This window comes from Bacillus sp. 9.4 (assembly GCF_055486415.1).
In genome coordinates this window covers 205,866-221,302 of record NZ_JBVFMU010000003.1, presented here as the reverse complement: position 1 = coordinate 221,302, position 15,437 = coordinate 205,866, and the positions used below count along the sequence as shown (strand labels likewise).

The 15,437-nt window shown below is 45.1% G+C and carries 18 protein-coding genes and 1 pseudogene; 13 read left to right on the top strand and 6 right to left on the bottom strand.

Annotated elements, in window-relative coordinates:
* The first annotated feature begins 150 nt into the window (after positions 1–150).
* The gene (locus ACZ07B_RS13160) at positions 151–1,254 is read left to right on the top strand and encodes an ABC transporter ATP-binding protein (protein ID WP_216995492.1); all 1,104 of its coding nucleotides are present in this window, start codon (positions 151–153) and stop codon (positions 1,252–1,254) included.
* Between the two features lie 33 nt (positions 1,255–1,287).
* Here ACZ07B_RS13160 and ACZ07B_RS13155 read toward each other — a convergent pair whose 3' ends face one another.
* Positions 1,288–2,154, bottom strand: a complete 867-nt coding sequence (locus ACZ07B_RS13155; protein ID WP_042974677.1) for an endonuclease I family protein — start codon at positions 2,152–2,154, stop codon at positions 1,288–1,290.
* Positions 2,155–2,286: 132 nt separating this feature from the next.
* Positions 2,287–2,356 (bottom strand): annotated as a pseudogene (locus ACZ07B_RS13150) (hypothetical protein); the annotation flags it as partial.
* Positions 2,357–2,600: 244 nt separating this feature from the next.
* Between ACZ07B_RS13150 and allC the strand changes: the two are divergent.
* The 7 genes from allC (at position 2,601) to pucE (ending at position 10,525) form a co-directional block, all read left to right on the top strand.
* Complete coding sequence (allC, locus tag ACZ07B_RS13145) at positions 2,601–3,839, top strand: allantoate deiminase (protein ID WP_014477903.1); 1,239 nt, start codon at positions 2,601–2,603, stop codon at positions 3,837–3,839.
* A gap of 16 nt (positions 3,840–3,855) precedes the next feature.
* Positions 3,856–5,106, top strand: coding sequence for a (S)-ureidoglycine--glyoxylate transaminase (gene pucG / locus ACZ07B_RS13140; RefSeq protein ID WP_024571888.1), 1,251 nt, complete (start codon positions 3,856–3,858; stop codon positions 5,104–5,106).
* Between the two features lie 226 nt (positions 5,107–5,332).
* Positions 5,333–6,325 (top strand): XdhC family protein, encoded by a 993-nt coding sequence (locus ACZ07B_RS13135; RefSeq protein ID WP_464877301.1) that lies wholly within the window; start codon positions 5,333–5,335, stop codon positions 6,323–6,325.
* Positions 6,322–6,939: a xanthine dehydrogenase accessory protein PucB gene (gene pucB / locus ACZ07B_RS13130; RefSeq protein ID WP_216995490.1), complete on the top strand. Its 618-nt coding sequence runs from the start codon at positions 6,322–6,324 to the stop codon at positions 6,937–6,939. The genes ACZ07B_RS13135 and pucB overlap by 4 nt, the downstream gene beginning before the upstream one ends.
* Positions 6,936–7,769, top strand: coding sequence for a xanthine dehydrogenase subunit C (pucC, locus tag ACZ07B_RS13125; RefSeq protein WP_464877300.1), 834 nt, complete (start codon positions 6,936–6,938; stop codon positions 7,767–7,769). The genes pucB and pucC overlap by 4 nt, the downstream gene beginning before the upstream one ends.
* Positions 7,770–10,013 carry a xanthine dehydrogenase subunit D gene (gene pucD, locus ACZ07B_RS13120; protein WP_464877299.1) on the top strand — a complete coding sequence of 748 codons (2,244 nt, stop codon included), beginning with the start codon at positions 7,770–7,772 and terminating at the stop codon, positions 10,011–10,013. It begins immediately after the preceding gene.
* A complete protein-coding gene (pucE, locus tag ACZ07B_RS13115) occupies positions 10,004–10,525 on the top strand; it encodes a xanthine dehydrogenase subunit E (RefSeq protein WP_464877298.1) in 522 nt (173 codons plus the stop codon). The genes pucD and pucE overlap by 10 nt, the downstream gene beginning before the upstream one ends.
* 11 nt (positions 10,526–10,536) lie before the next feature.
* On the opposite strand, the gene ACZ07B_RS13110 is transcribed toward pucE, so the two are convergent.
* The 4 genes from ACZ07B_RS13110 to ACZ07B_RS13095 form a co-directional block, all read right to left on the bottom strand.
* Positions 10,537–11,997, bottom strand: a complete 1,461-nt coding sequence (locus tag ACZ07B_RS13110; RefSeq protein ID WP_464877297.1) for a recombinase family protein — start codon at positions 11,995–11,997, stop codon at positions 10,537–10,539.
* On the bottom strand, positions 11,994–12,500 hold the full coding sequence (locus ACZ07B_RS13105; protein WP_342412323.1) for an ImmA/IrrE family metallo-endopeptidase: 507 nt from the start codon (positions 12,498–12,500) through the stop codon (positions 11,994–11,996). The genes ACZ07B_RS13110 and ACZ07B_RS13105 overlap by 4 nt, the downstream gene beginning before the upstream one ends.
* A 107-nt stretch (positions 12,501–12,607) precedes the next feature.
* A complete protein-coding gene (locus ACZ07B_RS13100) occupies positions 12,608–13,270 on the bottom strand; it encodes a hypothetical protein (protein WP_464877296.1) in 663 nt (220 codons plus the stop codon).
* A gap of 42 nt (positions 13,271–13,312) precedes the next feature.
* Entirely contained in the window at positions 13,313–13,729 is a 417-nt protein-coding gene (locus ACZ07B_RS13095; protein ID WP_464877295.1) for a helix-turn-helix domain-containing protein, read from the bottom strand.
* 122 nt (positions 13,730–13,851) lie between these two features.
* Here ACZ07B_RS13095 and ACZ07B_RS13090 point away from each other — a divergent pair, with 122 nt between their 5' ends.
* The 5 genes from ACZ07B_RS13090 (at position 13,852) to ACZ07B_RS13070 (ending at position 15,039) form a co-directional block, all read left to right on the top strand.
* On the top strand, positions 13,852–14,085 hold the full coding sequence (locus ACZ07B_RS13090) for a helix-turn-helix transcriptional regulator (RefSeq protein ID WP_342412326.1): 234 nt from the start codon (positions 13,852–13,854) through the stop codon (positions 14,083–14,085).
* A gap of 31 nt (positions 14,086–14,116) precedes the next feature.
* A complete protein-coding gene (locus ACZ07B_RS13085) occupies positions 14,117–14,284 on the top strand; it encodes a hypothetical protein (RefSeq protein WP_342412327.1) in 168 nt (55 codons plus the stop codon).
* Positions 14,285–14,375: 91 nt separating this feature from the next.
* Complete coding sequence (locus tag ACZ07B_RS13080) at positions 14,376–14,642, top strand: helix-turn-helix domain-containing protein (RefSeq protein WP_342412328.1); 267 nt, start codon at positions 14,376–14,378, stop codon at positions 14,640–14,642.
* 1 nt (position 14,643) lies between these two features.
* Positions 14,644–14,874, top strand: coding sequence for a hypothetical protein (locus tag ACZ07B_RS13075; protein ID WP_464877294.1), 231 nt, complete (start codon positions 14,644–14,646; stop codon positions 14,872–14,874).
* Positions 14,875–15,039: a hypothetical protein gene (locus ACZ07B_RS13070; RefSeq protein ID WP_342412330.1), complete on the top strand. Its 165-nt coding sequence runs from the start codon at positions 14,875–14,877 to the stop codon at positions 15,037–15,039.
* The last annotated feature ends 398 nt before the right edge of the window (positions 15,040–15,437 follow it).

Genomic DNA, 15,437 nt, shown 5'->3' with positions numbered 1-15,437 from the left:
TTATAATGTATTATGACGTTATAATACAAATTTACATTTTTTATTTTAGAGATATAGCAAAAATGGGAATCGATTACTCTAAAAATAACAGAAAGACCAAGTTGTTTCCAGTGACGAAATAACGGGTCAAAAGATAGGGGGACTTTTCTGATGGCTTCATTAACATTTGAACACGTCAAAAAATCATATCACTCACAATTAACCGTGAAGGACTTTGATTTAGATGTAAAGGATAAGGAGCTTTTGGTGCTGGTGGGGCCGTCAGGATGCGGAAAATCAACAACGCTGCGGATGGTGGCTGGATTAGAAAGCATTTCTGAAGGAAATCTTCTTATTGATGGGGAGCGGGTCAATGATCTTCCGCCGAAAGAACGTGATATTGCGATGGTATTCCAAAACTATGCGCTTTATCCGCATATGACGGTTTTTGATAATATGGCGTTTGGATTAAAGCTCAGAAAGATGGCGAAACAGGAAATTGCCGAGCGGGTTCATGCGGCAGCTAGAATTTTAGAAATTGAACATTTGCTGAAGAGAAAACCGAAGGCGCTCTCCGGCGGGCAGCGGCAAAGGGTGGCGCTTGGCAGATCGATTGTGAGGGAGCCGAAGGTCTTTTTAATGGACGAGCCGCTTTCTAATCTGGATGCAAAACTAAGAGTGACGATGCGGACAGAAATCAGCAAGCTGCACCAGCGATTAGAGGCAACGATCATTTATGTCACGCATGACCAGACCGAAGCAATGACTATGGGAGATCGGATTGTCGTCATGAATGAAGGGGAAATTCAGCAAGTGGCAAAACCTCATGACATTTATCATTACCCTGCCAATTTGTTTGTCGCAGGCTTCATTGGCTCTCCTGGGATGAACTTTTTGAAAGGCATCATAGAACAGCAGCATGGCGAGCTGTTTTTCACAAATTCTTCGATCCGGCTTCATATTCCTGAGGAAAAAGCAAAGCGGCTGAAGGAAAAGGGATATGCCGGAGAACAGATGATTGCCGGTGTACGGCCGGAGCACATCACACAAATGACAGGAAATGAACAGTTGTTTGATTCAGTGTTTCAAGCGAAGGTGGAGGTGAATGAAAATCTGGGCTCGGAGCTCATAGTGCATGTCATGGCTGGGGACGAGCGGCTCAAGGTCCGTCTGGACGGAAACACGCGAATCGATGCAGGCGATTTAATCCAGCTCTCAGTGAAAATGGACCACGTCGTCTTTTTCGATGCGGAAACGGAAGAGGCTGTGTATTAGAAAAAGGTGCTCCTAAAAAGGAGCACCTTTTTCTTACGGCCAAATCTCATCCGCCCATTCAGGGTGGTCGATAAATGGATTGCGGTTGTGCTGATATTTTTCATAAATGATTTCATTTCTTTTCCGCTCGCGGTCGTCAACCGGATCCTGCTTATTCCATTCGAGCAGGACAGATTGTTTGCCATGATAAGGAGCTGAGCCGTTGCCTGTCTTATCATTAAGCTCAAGATCAGGATAGCCGTCATCACCCTCGTAACGGACAGCCATGTAAAACAGCATGCGGGCAACATCGCCTTTCACATCATCGCGGGGCTCCCATGAATCGCCGTCATAATAATTTCCGGGTGCCTTCGCATATTCAGTGCCGCCATTGTCAAAATCCATATTTCCTCTGGCGCTGTTAACTTGAACATCAGCCGGGCGCAAATGATGAATATCAGTACCAGGTCCCTTGCTCGTACCAAAATCGCCATGGGATTTCGCCCAGACATGCTCGCGGTTCCAATCGCCGACATTCCCGCCGTTCAGGTTTTTGGACCGCGATTCTTTCGTATAGAGCAGGATGACGTTATTCGGATTTCTCGGATCTTCATCCGTTTCTTTCAGCGCGTTCCACACTTCGCTGTAGGACAGCATCGTGTGTCCGCTGATAATACGGTGCAGGGTGCTTTTTAGCGAGTCTCCTGTTTTACCTTCAGCCCCTTCATAATAGGTATCTGTGTCAGCATAGGGTGCAGCGGGGGCGGCTAATGAGAGAAGGCTTCCTGTTCCTGAAGGGGAAGACGCCAATCGGTCATTGAGGCTTAATGCGGTTTGCGCGCTTGCTGAAGCTGCCGGCGCAAGCCATCCGGAAATCAGTAATACACAGACGAGCGGCAGAAACCATGCTTTTTTTGTCATCACTTGCCCTCCTTTTATCAGATCATGTCTATTATCTAAAATTGAAATAAAGGATAGAAGTGTCATTTTGTATATTTTTCATTAAAATTGTAAATTAGTCCCTTTGGAGGAGGCGGAAATCTCCTGTTCCTATATCTTTAGGTCCTGTTTTTTGCGAGCTGCCGGCATTTCCGTTTTCATCCGTTCCGCAAACATCGCCTCTCCGGCAAGCTTAGCTTGTTCATATGAAAGGCATTTTGACCCGCTCTTTCACTCTTGTTGGCTCTCTTCCTTACCGTGTTTTCTTTTGACCTTTACATCAAAATAGTTGTGACATGTAGGGTGAATCTGGTTGCTGGATGGATACTGTGACTAAAAAATAAACGTTTTTTTGGTTAATCTGTCAATGAACTATCATGTTGCTCCTTCTATAATGAAGTCACCATAGCGGCCAGAGGGGGGAGTACATGGAAAAGCAGAAGCTTTCAGTAAAAAACAGCATCACAGATTATATTGAATGGCTCGCCCAATACGGTGCGTCTGCGGATGGCGGCGTAACGAGGCTTTTATACACAAAAGAGTGGATGGACGCACAGCTTGCTGTGAAAACGGAAATGTCTTCTTTCGGGCTTGATACAAGATTCGACGATGTCGGCAATGTGTTTGGAAGGCTTTCGGGCACCCAGTCTCCGGATGAAGTCATTGTAACCGGTTCACATATCGATACTGTCATCAATGGGGGAAAATACGACGGCGCCTATGGTGTTCTGGCGGCAATGCTTGCGATAAAGCGGCTCAAAGAGACATATGGAGCGCCGAAAAAAACACTCGAAGCGGTATCCTTATGTGAGGAGGAGGGCAGCCGTTTTCCAATGACCTATTGGGGATCAGGGAATATGACGGGTGTTTTTTCATTACAGGATGGAGCAGAGCCAAGAGACGAATCAGGAGTCTCGCTGCAACATGCGATGCATGAGAACGGTTTTGGCAAAGGTGTGTTTCAGGCAGCATATCGGACAGATATCAGCGCTTTTGTTGAGCTCCATATTGAACAGGGACAGACATTGGAAATGTCAGGACGGGATCTCGGGATTGTGACAAGCATTGCGGGGCAGAGGCGATATCTCGTCACGCTGGAGGGGGAATGCAATCACGCGGGAACTACCTCCATGAAATGGCGCAAGGACCCGCTCGCAGCCAGCAGCCGTATCATTCATGAGCTGCTGCTGCGGTCGGAGGAGCTGCCGGAGGAGCTCCGTCTGACATGCGGAAAAATAACGGCAGAGCCCAATGTAGCCAATGTCATACCGGGCCGCGTCCAGTTTTCAATCGATATTCGCCATCAGCATCAGCATGTGCTGGAACAGTTTCATCAAGACATGGTTGCTTTGATCAACGGCATTTGCCTACAAAAAGGAATTCGCGCCGTGATTGATGAATATATGCGGATAGAGCCTGTGCCGATGGACGAAAGGCTGAAGGCTGCGGCTTTTGAAACAGCATTAGAAAACGGCTTCAGCTGTGAGGAAATGGTGAGCGGAGCAGGGCATGACGCGCAAATGATCGGAAGGCGCTATCCTGCTTGTATGCTGTTTGTGCCGAGCCGAGGCGGCGTCAGCCACTCACCGAAGGAATATACGTCAGCCAGACAGCTTGAGATCGGCGTCCGCGCACTGACTGATTTATTATATAAACTGGCTTACTGATAAAGGAGGAATGGCTGTGTCAGGCAGAAGAGAATTATGCACCCCATTAAGAACGATTATGACGCCGGGGCCTGTTGAGGTTGATCCGCGTGTATTAAGAGTAATGAGCACCCCGGTTGTCGGCCAATTTGATCCGGCGTTTACAGGTATTATGAATGAAACGATGGAGATGCTTCGGGAGCTGTTCCAAACAAAAAACCGCTGGGCATACCCGATTGACGGCACTTCACGGGCGGGAATTGAAGCAGTGCTGGCTAGTGTGATAGAGCCGGAAGATGATGTGCTCATTCCCATTTACGGCCGTTTCGGTTATTTGCTGACTGAAATCGCCGAGCGATATGGGGCAAATGTTCATATGCTGGAGTGCGAATGGGGAACGGTTTTTGACCCAGAGGACATCATACGGGAGATAAAAAAGGTGAAGCCGAAAATTGTGGCCATGGTGCATGGAGAAACATCGACAGGACGGATTCACCCGCTGAAAGCCATCGGCGAAGCCTGCCGCACCGAGGATGCATTGTTTATCGTCGATGCAGTCGCAACGATTGGGGGCTGCGAGGTAAAAGTCGATGAATGGAAGATTGACGCTGCCATCGGCGGAACGCAAAAATGTTTGTCTGTGCCTTCAGGAATGGCGCCGATTACATATAATGAGCGGGTGGCGGACGTGATTGCAGCTCGCAAAAAGGTGGAACGCGGGATTGCGACACAAGCTGACAGGGCAGCACTTTCGGGAAATCGGCCAATCACAAGCAACTACTTTGATTTGAGCCAGCTTGAGGATTATTGGAGCGAAAGACGGCTCAATCATCATACAGAAGCGACGACGATGCTGTACGCCTTACGTGAGGGAGTCAGACTGGTGCTTGAAGAAGGTCTTGAGACGCGTTTCGAGCGGCATCGGCACCATGAAGCCGCATTAGCAGCAGGGATAAAGGCAATGGGGCTAAGATTGTTTGGAGATGACAGCTGCAAAATGCCTGTTGTTACCTGTGTCGAAATTCCCGGCGGCATTGACGGCGAGTCTGTCCGTGACATGCTGTTGGCACAATTCGGCATTGAAATCGCCAGCTCATTCGGCCCGCTTGCAGGGAAGATCTGGAGAATCGGCACGATGGGGTACAGCTGCAGAAAAGAAAACGTGCTATTCGTGCTTGCCGGGTTAGAGGCTGTGCTTCTTAGACATAACGCAGGAATCGAAGCAGGAAAAGCGCTCCAAGCAGCGCTGGATGTGTATGAAAACGCTGACCGCCAGGCAGCGGTGTAAAGAAAAGCTTGCGGAACTCCGCAAGCTTTTTAGATATGATTTCGTGTTTTCTCCAATCTGATTTTCTTCGTTTGACTCTTTTTACAAATCCTCTTTCTATGTGTTTCATTTTCTGACAAATCATGAGTCATTTTTTATTCCATCGTCTATTCTTTATACAAGTTACCTATAAAATCACGCTGAACTAGTTGTTTCTCACGGCAATTTTCGAGAGGAGGATGCGGCATTGGGGAATTTTCACACGATGTTAGATGCGCTCCTGGAAGACCAGGAGGAGGCTGTACTGGCGACAATTGTTCAAGTTGAAGGCTCCGCGTATCGAAAAGCAGGCGCCTCTATGCTCTTTAAGAAAAAAGGCAGACGGATTGGCTTGCTGAGCGGCGGGTGTGTGGAAGAAGATGTATTCCAAAGAATCAGTGCGCTGGGCGAACAGCTCACATCAACGCTGATTCCCTACGACATGCGGTCGGAGGATGATCTTTCTTGGGGCATGGGAGCCGGGTGCAATGGCATTATTCATGTTCATGCGGAGCGAATCACTCAGGGAAAAAGGCGGCACTATGAGAAAGTGAGGGACAGCCTTCATTCAGGCAAAGCTGTCACTTCCGTTACAAAGATTGGATCCTCCCATTATTTATTTCTGACGGAGAACGGGCATTTTGGGAACTGGCCGGACGCGCCTCTGCAAGATATTCAACGTACTGTTTCAACGCTTCATTTACCGCATTTCGATCAAACCACTAACATGTTTATTCAGCGAATTGAACCGAAGCCGCGTCTCATTCTGTTTGGGGCGGGACCGGATACTGTACCGCTGGCCAATTTGGCGGCTGACACAGGGTTTTCTGTTATCGTGACGGATTGGCGGTCCGCTTATTGTACATCCTCTCTTTTTCCAAAAGCGGATCAGCTGATCACCGCTTTTCCGGAACAAATGCTTAGCGAATTTCAATTTTTTCCGCATGATGCAGCTGTTGTGGCAACCCATCATTATCAGCACGATCAAACGATCATCAACTTCTTATTTTCTCAAAACCTCCATTATATTGGACTGTTGGGTTCGGCAAACCGCACGAAACGACTGCTGAACGGAAAACATCCTCCGTCTCACTTTTACAGTCCGGTCGGGCTTGAAATCGGTGCGGAAGGTCCCGAGGAAATTGCGGTAAGTGTAGTTGCAGAAATTATTCAAATAAGAAAACGGCTGGCGGTTGTATGAGAAACCCCTATCTGATCGGCGTGTTTCTCGCTGCCGGCAAAAGCAGAAGAATGGGTCAAAACAAGCTGGCTTTGCCGCTAAAAGGAGAAAACATAGGCTCACTTTCTTTGAAAACTGCTCTGTCGTCCCGCCTTGATCACGTGCTGGTCGTCGAGCGGACAGAACATGCTTCCCTTGAGTGGATAGGGACGCCGTATCACGCTCCGCCTTTTCAAAAACGCTGGAGCCTGCACATTTGCCAAGACGCAGAAAAGGGTCAGGGGCATTCAGTCAGCAGCGGGGTGAGAAAAGCAGAAAGCATGGGGGCGGACGGCGTTGTCATTTTGTTAGCCGACCAGCCTCAGCTTTCCGTCGATCATCTTAATGCCCTTATGGCACTGGCTCCTGAGTCATTTGCCGTGTCATCGTTTTTAGGGGCGTTCACCCCGCCAATCTACTTCTCGTCGGCTTGTTTTCCTTATGTAAAGGGGTTAAAGGGAGATGAAGGGGCTCGCAGGCTCCTGAAAAGCGGACAGCTTGGAGCAGGAGCGGTTTTGGAGGCAAAGGATAGCGGTGAGTTGGACGATATTGATACACCCGAGGAATATGACATGGTAAGGAGGGCGATGGCTTGAACGGCCAAGTGACAAAAGCAAGGATGAATATTCAATTATGGAGGCCGACAGCGCTTGATGAGGCCTATTCGCTTTTAGAGAAGCTTGCTCCGGATGTGTGTGCCGCTTCGGGAAGCACGCTGCTTCAGCTTCAGTGGGACAAAGGAACTCTACCGAAACAGCACCTTGTCAGCCTTGAAGGGATTGACGAGATGCGAGGGATCAGCGCCAGTGACACCCACGTGTCGATCGGGGCGCTCACATCACTGAATGAATGCAGAAAGAACCCTTTGATCAAGAGCGCGCTTGGCTGTTTCAGTGACGCTGCTTCCACTGTCGCCGCACCGGGAATCCGCAGCCGTGCCACGATTGGCGGCAACATAGCGAGTAAAATCGGTGATTTCATTCCGCTTCTGCTTGTGCTTGATGCTGATCTTATCGTATATCAAAAGAAGTCAATCAGGCTGCCGCTTGGCGCTTGGCTCAGTGAGGAAGACTTTAGAACGGCTATCGTCACGCGTGTCATCATCCCGCGGGCGGAGGGAGAGCGTGTATTTTATCACAAGCTTGGAAGGCGTCAGGCTTTTACAGGAGCGGTTGCTGTTGCAGCTGGACGTTTTTTGAAAGACGGCGGCATTCGCCTCGCCGCTGGCCATACCGATATCACTCCTAGGAGATTATTGGACAGCGAAGCGAAATGGATGGCACCAGGGTGGGACTCGCATGATCTGTACAAAACACTTATCCATGAGCTGCCGTTTTCCTCAGATGCTTTTATGTCAGCGGCATACAGAAAAAAAGCCGCTGCCAACGTCATCATGGCAGAGCTGATGGCTGAGGGAGGGGAATAAATGATCATCAACAAACCGTCAAGAGTCAGGCCGGATGGAAGGGGTAAGGTCACAGGGGAATTGAAATATATGACCGATCTCAGCTTTCCAGGAATGCTGTATGGCAAGGTGCTGAGAAGTGCTTATCCTCATGCAGAGATTGTGTCGGTTTGCACCATGAAAGCTGAGAAAATGGAAGGCGTGCAAGCCGTCGTCACACATAAAGACGTTCCCGGCTTAAACCGATTTGGCATTATCATCCCTGATCAGCCGGTTTTATGTGAGGACAGAGTGCGGTATGTCGGGGATGCGATCGCCGCAGTTGCTGCGGAAACGGAAGAAATCGCGGAAGCGGCGCTGGAGCTGATTCGAGTTGAGTATAAAGAGCTGGAAGTCATGGATTCACCAGAAAAAGCGCTTCGGCCGAATGCGCAAAGACTGCATGAGGACGGGAATATCCTGCACCGCGCGTTTTTTTCAAACGGCGATGTGGAAGAAGGGTTTCAAGCATCTGACACAGTCCTTGAAGAAACCTATGAGCTGCCGCGGCAGATGCATACGTATATGGAAACGGAGGGAGGCGTAGCCGTTCCGGAAGACGACGGGGGTTTTACGATGTATGCAGGAACCCAGCACGGCTATAAAGACCGTTTCCAGCTTGCCCGTATTTTTGACATTCCTGAAGAGAAGATCAGGATTGTGTCAAGTCCGATGGGCGGCTCGTTCGGAGGGAAGGATGAGCTGAATATTCAGCCGTATGCCGCGCTTTTGTCACTGAAAAGCGGACGTCCTGTCAAAATCCATCAGACACGAAAGGAATCTGTACGTTCTGGCATTAAGCGCCATCCGATGAAGATTACGATAAAAACGGGTGCGGATCATTCGGGAAATCTATTGGCGCATGACGTGAAAATTGTGGCGGACACAGGCGCATATGCTACGCTCGGACCGGCTGTTCTTGATTTTTCTGTCGAGCATGCCGCGGGGCCGTACCGTATTCCGAATATCCGGACTGAAGGAATATCAGTATTTACGAACAACGGGGTGGCAGGGGAATTTCGGGGCTTTGGCGGCAACCAAATCACATTTGCACTCGAAACCCATCTCGATCGTCTCAGCGGCATGCTCGGCATCGACCCGCTCGAGCTGAGAAGAAAAAATATCAGAAAACCGCATGACTTGGGGCCGCTTGAGCATCGAATTGCACCAACTGACGGAGCGGCGCAGGTGTTGAATGCCATATCTAAATCTCCCATTCTTACAAGAACCAGCCGGAACTGCGGGTATCTGCAAAGAGGCACGGGAGCGGCAATTACAATGCACGGCGGCGGGCTGGGCTATGGCCGAATGGATGCGGCAGGAGGCCGTTTGTCCCTTTCGAGTGAAGGCAAAATCACAGCATCGTTCGGATTTGAAGAATGCGGACAGGGGATTCTAGCAGCGATTGAACATATTGTCATGAAGGAGCTGGGTTGTGCCGCAGAAGATATTTCCATTGTTATTGGGGATACCGCAAAAGTGCCGAAGTCAGGCTCCTCCACAGCATCCCGCGGCACAAGCATGGTGTGGCACGCGATCCAGCGTTTGAAGAAGCCATTTCTAGCCCAGTTGAAAAAACGGGCGGAAGAATGGAACGGCTGTTCAGCGGAAAACCTTATTCCCGGCGCTGCAGGCTTGCGTGACAAAAACACAAAGGCGCTCGTGGTGACGTATAAGGAGCTGGCTGAAAAAGGCCCTTTGGCAGAGGAAACGGCATTTGACTTTCCAACAACGCCTGATCCTGTCGTAGTACCAGGCAGTCATTTCTTGTATTCTTTCGGTGCAGCTGCCGTTGAAGTGGAGGTGGATCTATTAACAGGCGAGGTCAAAGTGATAGATTGTGAGCACGCCATTGCGGCAGGTCCGGTTGTCAGTCCGCAGGGTTACCGGGGCCAAATTGAAGGCGGCGCCGCCATGGCGCTCGGCTATACGCTGATGGAGGAAGCGAAAATGACGGACGGCCGTTATGCCGCGGAAAATCTCGATCACTATTTGATTCCCGGAGTCAAAGACGTTCCTAACATGAAGGTGATCGCAATAGAAGAACTAATGAAGGGAGACGCATATGGACCGAGGGGAGTCGGAGAAATAGGGACGATTGCCCTTACTCCTGCCATTGTAAAGGCCGTATATGATGCCGTTGGATGCTGGATAAACAAGCTGCCGATTTCAAGAGAAGAGCTGCTGGAAGCGATAGACAGAAAGGGGCTGAAGCAATGGACGTAAAAGAGGCTGGATCACTCCCTGTAAAAAAGGGACAGTACCGAATGACCGTAAATGGGCAGGAGCGTGAGGTGACAGCCATTCCCACGGCACGTCTGAGTGATTTGCTTAGAAAGGAATTTCAGCTGACCGGGACAAAGGTGTCCTGCGGAATCGGCCGCTGCGGAGCTTGCTCCATCCTAATTGACGGGAAGCTTGCCAATGCGTGCATGACGATGGCCTATCAAGCAGACGGCCATTCCATCACAACCATCGAGGGGCTTCAAAAAGAAGAGCTGGATATGTGTCAAACCGCTTTCCTGGAAGAAGGCGGCTTCCAATGCGGCTACTGTACGCCGGGAATGATCATTGCGCTTAAAGCATTGTTCGAGGAAAACCCGCATTCCACAGATAAAGACATAGAAGAAGGACTGGCGGGGAATTTGTGCCGATGTACCGGTTACGGGGGTATAATAAGGTCGGCTTGCAGGATCAGAAAAGAATTCAACAGGGAAAAAATGAAGTCCGGCTCTTAAAGCCGGACTCATTAATCTGAGAAGTTTATTTCTAAAATTGTGAGACGATCAAGAGGTTTTCCTTCATTAACTTTCTCAACTACTATACTAGACACTGTATTTTGCAAAAGCTGCTTTTTTTCGCTGTCTGTCAAATTGCTCCATGACTCTATTAAATCAGTGATCATTTCTTGTATAGCTTGTCTATCTACTTTAACGTTCGGCGTTATTTCTTCAAGGGCCTTCAATTCCTCTTTTAGCTGTTTTTCCTTCTTATTTTCCTCATTCATTCTATCTTTGAATTCTTCATCATTTAACAATTCATTAGCCCAAGCATATTGCCATTTCTTTTTTCGGGTAAGTAGTTTATCTAAATCATCCTGAATTTTTTTCTGTTTCTTTTCATTAGAGAATTGTTCTTCAAGATTTTCAATTTCGTTTTCTTCTACGTCCTCTATACTTGTAAATTGGAATTGAGCAGCTTTTAAATATTTTATAAAATTATGTTCAACAATCCTTTCAGAGACCATGGGCAAGTCACACTCTTTTAGATAAACTTTTCTGCACATATAATTTTTTCTGCGGTCAGTTCCTTTTCTTGTGGTTGTAACGCCTTTGAGTGGAGATCCGCAGCGAGAACAAGTTAGAATACCTGAATAGATAAAGTCACTGGATACTTGTTTACCATGAAAACTATTTCTTTTTTTCCTGATTTTTTGAGCTTCTTCGAAGGTTTCTTTTGAAATAATAGCAGGAAAGGCTCCTTCAACTTCAAAGGCGTTTTCTTTATTAACACGGACACCCCATCGTAAAGTACCTGCATATAATGGATTTTTGAGAACATACCTAACACGAGCGTCTTGCCACAAGTGTCCATTCTTTGTTAACATGTGGTTTTTATTTAGGTGAATAGCAACATTCCGATCACTTAAACCATTTATATATAAGTGAAACATTTCGCGTACAGTTTTAGCTTCATCTTCGTTTATTACTAATTCTTTATTAATTAAGTCATATCCAAAAGGTGCAGCGCTGCCATGCCAACCACCTTCTGAAGCTTTTTGTGTCAAACCAAAAGACACCCGTTCTGATAAATTCTCACGTTCCCATTGAGCAAGGGCAGCAACTAAAGTAAGAAATAATCGACCGATAGCTGTGGTTGTGTCATATACTTCAGTGGCACTTTTAAACTTGCAATTGTATTTATCAAATACTTTTAAAAGTTCATGAAGATCAACAACCGATCGAGTTAGACGATCCAACCTATATACCAGGACGACATCAATCAATCCTTTTTTTACATCCGCAATCATACGTATTAGCTGTTCACGCTTCATATCCTTAGCAGATATACCTTCATCTACATAATAGCCGGCTATATCCCACCCTTGAGACATTACAAATGCAGTCAGCCGTTCCTTTTGAGCTGAAAGAGAATAACCTTCCTCCACCTGTTCATTTGTACTAACCCTCATATATATTGCAGTCCTCATGAGTGAATCAGCCCCCTTTTGTAAATCAATTCATTGGCATAAATTTTATTGAAAAATCTAGTTAGTCTCTTGTAGGCAAATGAATATGAAACATTAAAAGTTTTGGCCACAGTAACAGTAGCACTATTTATATCTTTAGGTAATTGCATTTCCTGAAGCATGAAGGTAGGAATAGAAAAATGGTACATAAAACTGTTGGCTTTCCATTCCTGATAAATTCTAAAAGGATTAGGCATATTCAGTTGGTTTCCAGCTTGTTGAAGAAGATGGCCAACTTCATGACAAAATACAGGCCACCGTTTTTCCTTTTTTAATCTAAGATCAAGAATGACTATTTTTTCTTTTCCCTTTTGCATAGCTCTAGAAGAAACAAGTCCGTGCATTACAGTAACACCAAGTTTTTCTGATACATTTTCTACAGTCAATTCGTATGGATCAGAAATCCCTATTTTTGAATAAATTCCGGTAACATTGTCTTCTAAATGGCTATAAGTATATATCATTAGATCTATTTCCTCCTTGTGTAGTGAACAAAGATGCATAAAAATAAGAACGTGTGTTCCTTTATAGACGAAAAAGAAAAGCCCCCTAAAGAGCTTAAATACTATATTTAGTTTATATCTAATTTAATAGTCTTTTCGTTTGTTATAGTTTTATATGATTCGCTATCATAAGTGTCTCCCAGAACAAGAGTCAAAGAATTTATCTCTTCTGGATCCCCGTCGTATATAATTCCTATTGTGTACTCATCTTTAGCATTCCCGTAGATATCATGTGGCCCATTCTCCATAAGATTATTTTTATCTACTTCTATTTGTTCCTTTGTGTTTGGGATGACCGTAGTAATACCTTTCCATTTTACAAGTGCATCTCCTGTATTTTCAGCTGTAACAGTTATTTGAATGTAACTTAACGGTTCATCAAGCTGTTTGGCGACTTTCAGTTCATACATCTGGAGAGTATCGCTAGGAATATTTGTGCGAGTTAACACTTTTATATCGTCTATTGTCACTTTAAGAGGTGAAATATCGATATGTTTATCTGGATTCTTTATTTTATTTAATTCAACAATTTCCCCGGTATCTTCTTTGTACTTTTGACCGGGTTCAGTTAAAGAACGGTTGTTTCCTGTTTGATATGTATCTTCCTGATTTTCGTCTGTTGTGTCTGCTTTATTGCTTGACTCGTTTGACGAATTAGAAGAGCTGCACGCAGCTAAGTATAAACTCATCATAAATACTAAAAGTAATAGGATTCTTTTTTTGAAAAGCAAAAGTAATTGTCCCCCTCAAATTGAATACTCTCTATGTCTAAGTTATTTTTCTTTCTGTTTTCTTTTTTTGAAGAGTTCATATACTAATTCAAACTCTTTTAATAACTCATCGAGATCCTCAGGCTTTTCATGAAAGAAGAGACCGTCTTGAGACTTGGCCCAATCATATATCTTTTTCTGGTTGGGTGTCAGACTTTCTAATTCAATATCTTTTTCTTTTTTTGATTGATTACTTTCAATATACCCTGCAACGACCATTAATTCTTCATAGTCACAGTTATAAGCTTTGGAAATCATTCGAAGAGTCTCCGGAGTGGGTTTTATAGGTTTTCCGGATCGAGGGTCGCGTCCCTTTTCAATCTTATCAAGGTACGTGTGACTTATCCCAATACGTTTGGCAGCTTCTCTTATAGAAAGGCTACCCCTTAGTTCCCTTAGATAATTGCCAAGATTATTCATATTTTCATCACCTGTAATACATAGTTTACATCAGGAAAATAGATTTTAAAATAAAATACATGTAAATCATAGTTGACATGTTGTAAACCAAGTGTTACAGTAGTGACAAGGAGGTGTTATACATGGTTAACAAAGTAAGGGAAGTTAGACAAAAAATTGGTATGTCTGTTTCTGATTTGGCGAGAAAAGTTAATACAAGTCGCCAAAGCATCACAAAAATTGAATTACATGGCCAAGAGCCTTCAGGCTATATGATGCTTCGTATAGCACATGCTTTAAATAAAGATCCCCGAGAAATTTTTTTTGAAGTTGATGTAACACATGGTTTACAAGATGATAATGAAAACTCAGCCTGATTCTAATAACTACAGTGGAGGAGGTGAAACTGTGTCACCTATTGATAATTCTCAAGTTACTGAAGAAATAGTGATGGGTTGCAAAATTACTTATAGCACTAATAAAGAACACACCTTAAAACAATGGACTAAATTCATTCGAAAGACAGTAGGACCACGAGTCATAGAAAAAATGCAAGCTGAGCAAAAAGCAATTTAACTGTAGTTTTCTTCCACCTAAGAGTACAACATGTTCCGGTTTAAAACTGTTCCATTTCAGAACACGTTCCATTTTGGAACATTGGAAGGGGGTGAACAAGTTGAAATTAGGAGCACTACTAAGAATCGCCCGGGAACGAGCAGGTCTATCACAAGAACATCTTGCAGAATTACTTCACCGTTCCCGCAGCTGCATATCGAAATTTGAAAATGATAAAAAATCCTTAGATGTTCCTACATACGTTCGATGGATGGAGGCGACTAATGCAAAAGAAGCTATGATCGCCACCCTGTGCGGCATTGATCCCACAACTGTCGCACAGAGCATCCAAAACATCATGAGTCTATTTGGAGGTTGAAATGAGAAAAAAATTGTTTCCGAGAATTAAACACGATGGAATTAGACGAGAGTTAATTTGTTTAGAAGTTTTGGTGCCTATGGTTATGAAAGCTGTTGAGGAAGAAGATACGGAATCTATGCTTCTTAATTTAGAAAACATGAAGCGTTCTATTGGTCAAATAGAAAGGTATCAAAAAATTGAAGTTGTGGAGTATCCAGAGACATTAAAAAAAATGAAAGGATTGATTTAAATGTCATTTGTATTATCTGCAAGCCGTTTGATGAAAGCATCTGAGGTTGTGAAACATTGTCGAGAAGTAAAGAGAAATCCAGCTCTTATTCTTATGGCAAATGCCCAAGCAAAAGAAGCCATAGAGAAAATAAAAAAGCAGCAAGCTCCTACACTCACTGCTTAATTAGGAAAAAATAAACGTTCAAAAAGTATTATAACGCTCTTTTAAGAGCACGGCAAGCTTGTTCTTGTCGTCAGGCCAGAGGAGAACTTTTTTATCCATCCATTCCTCTTTTAATACCACCACTCTCCCTGGTCTGACGATGCGCACAAGCATCAGAAAGGAGGATTTAAGTGTTATACCTGATTATTCCGCCAAGGCAATGCCCAAATTGCGGAAAGATTGAAAAACAGTCTCGCAAAATTTATTGCAGTAAATGTGAACACAAAATTCCTGACAGTGTTCAGGAATTGCTTCAAAAAACAGAAAAAGCCCACTATGCAGAGTGAGCTTCGAAGGTGGTACTAAATTTGGTTAACAATAGTTTACTGTATCACCTTCCAAAAATCAAATCTTTGGAG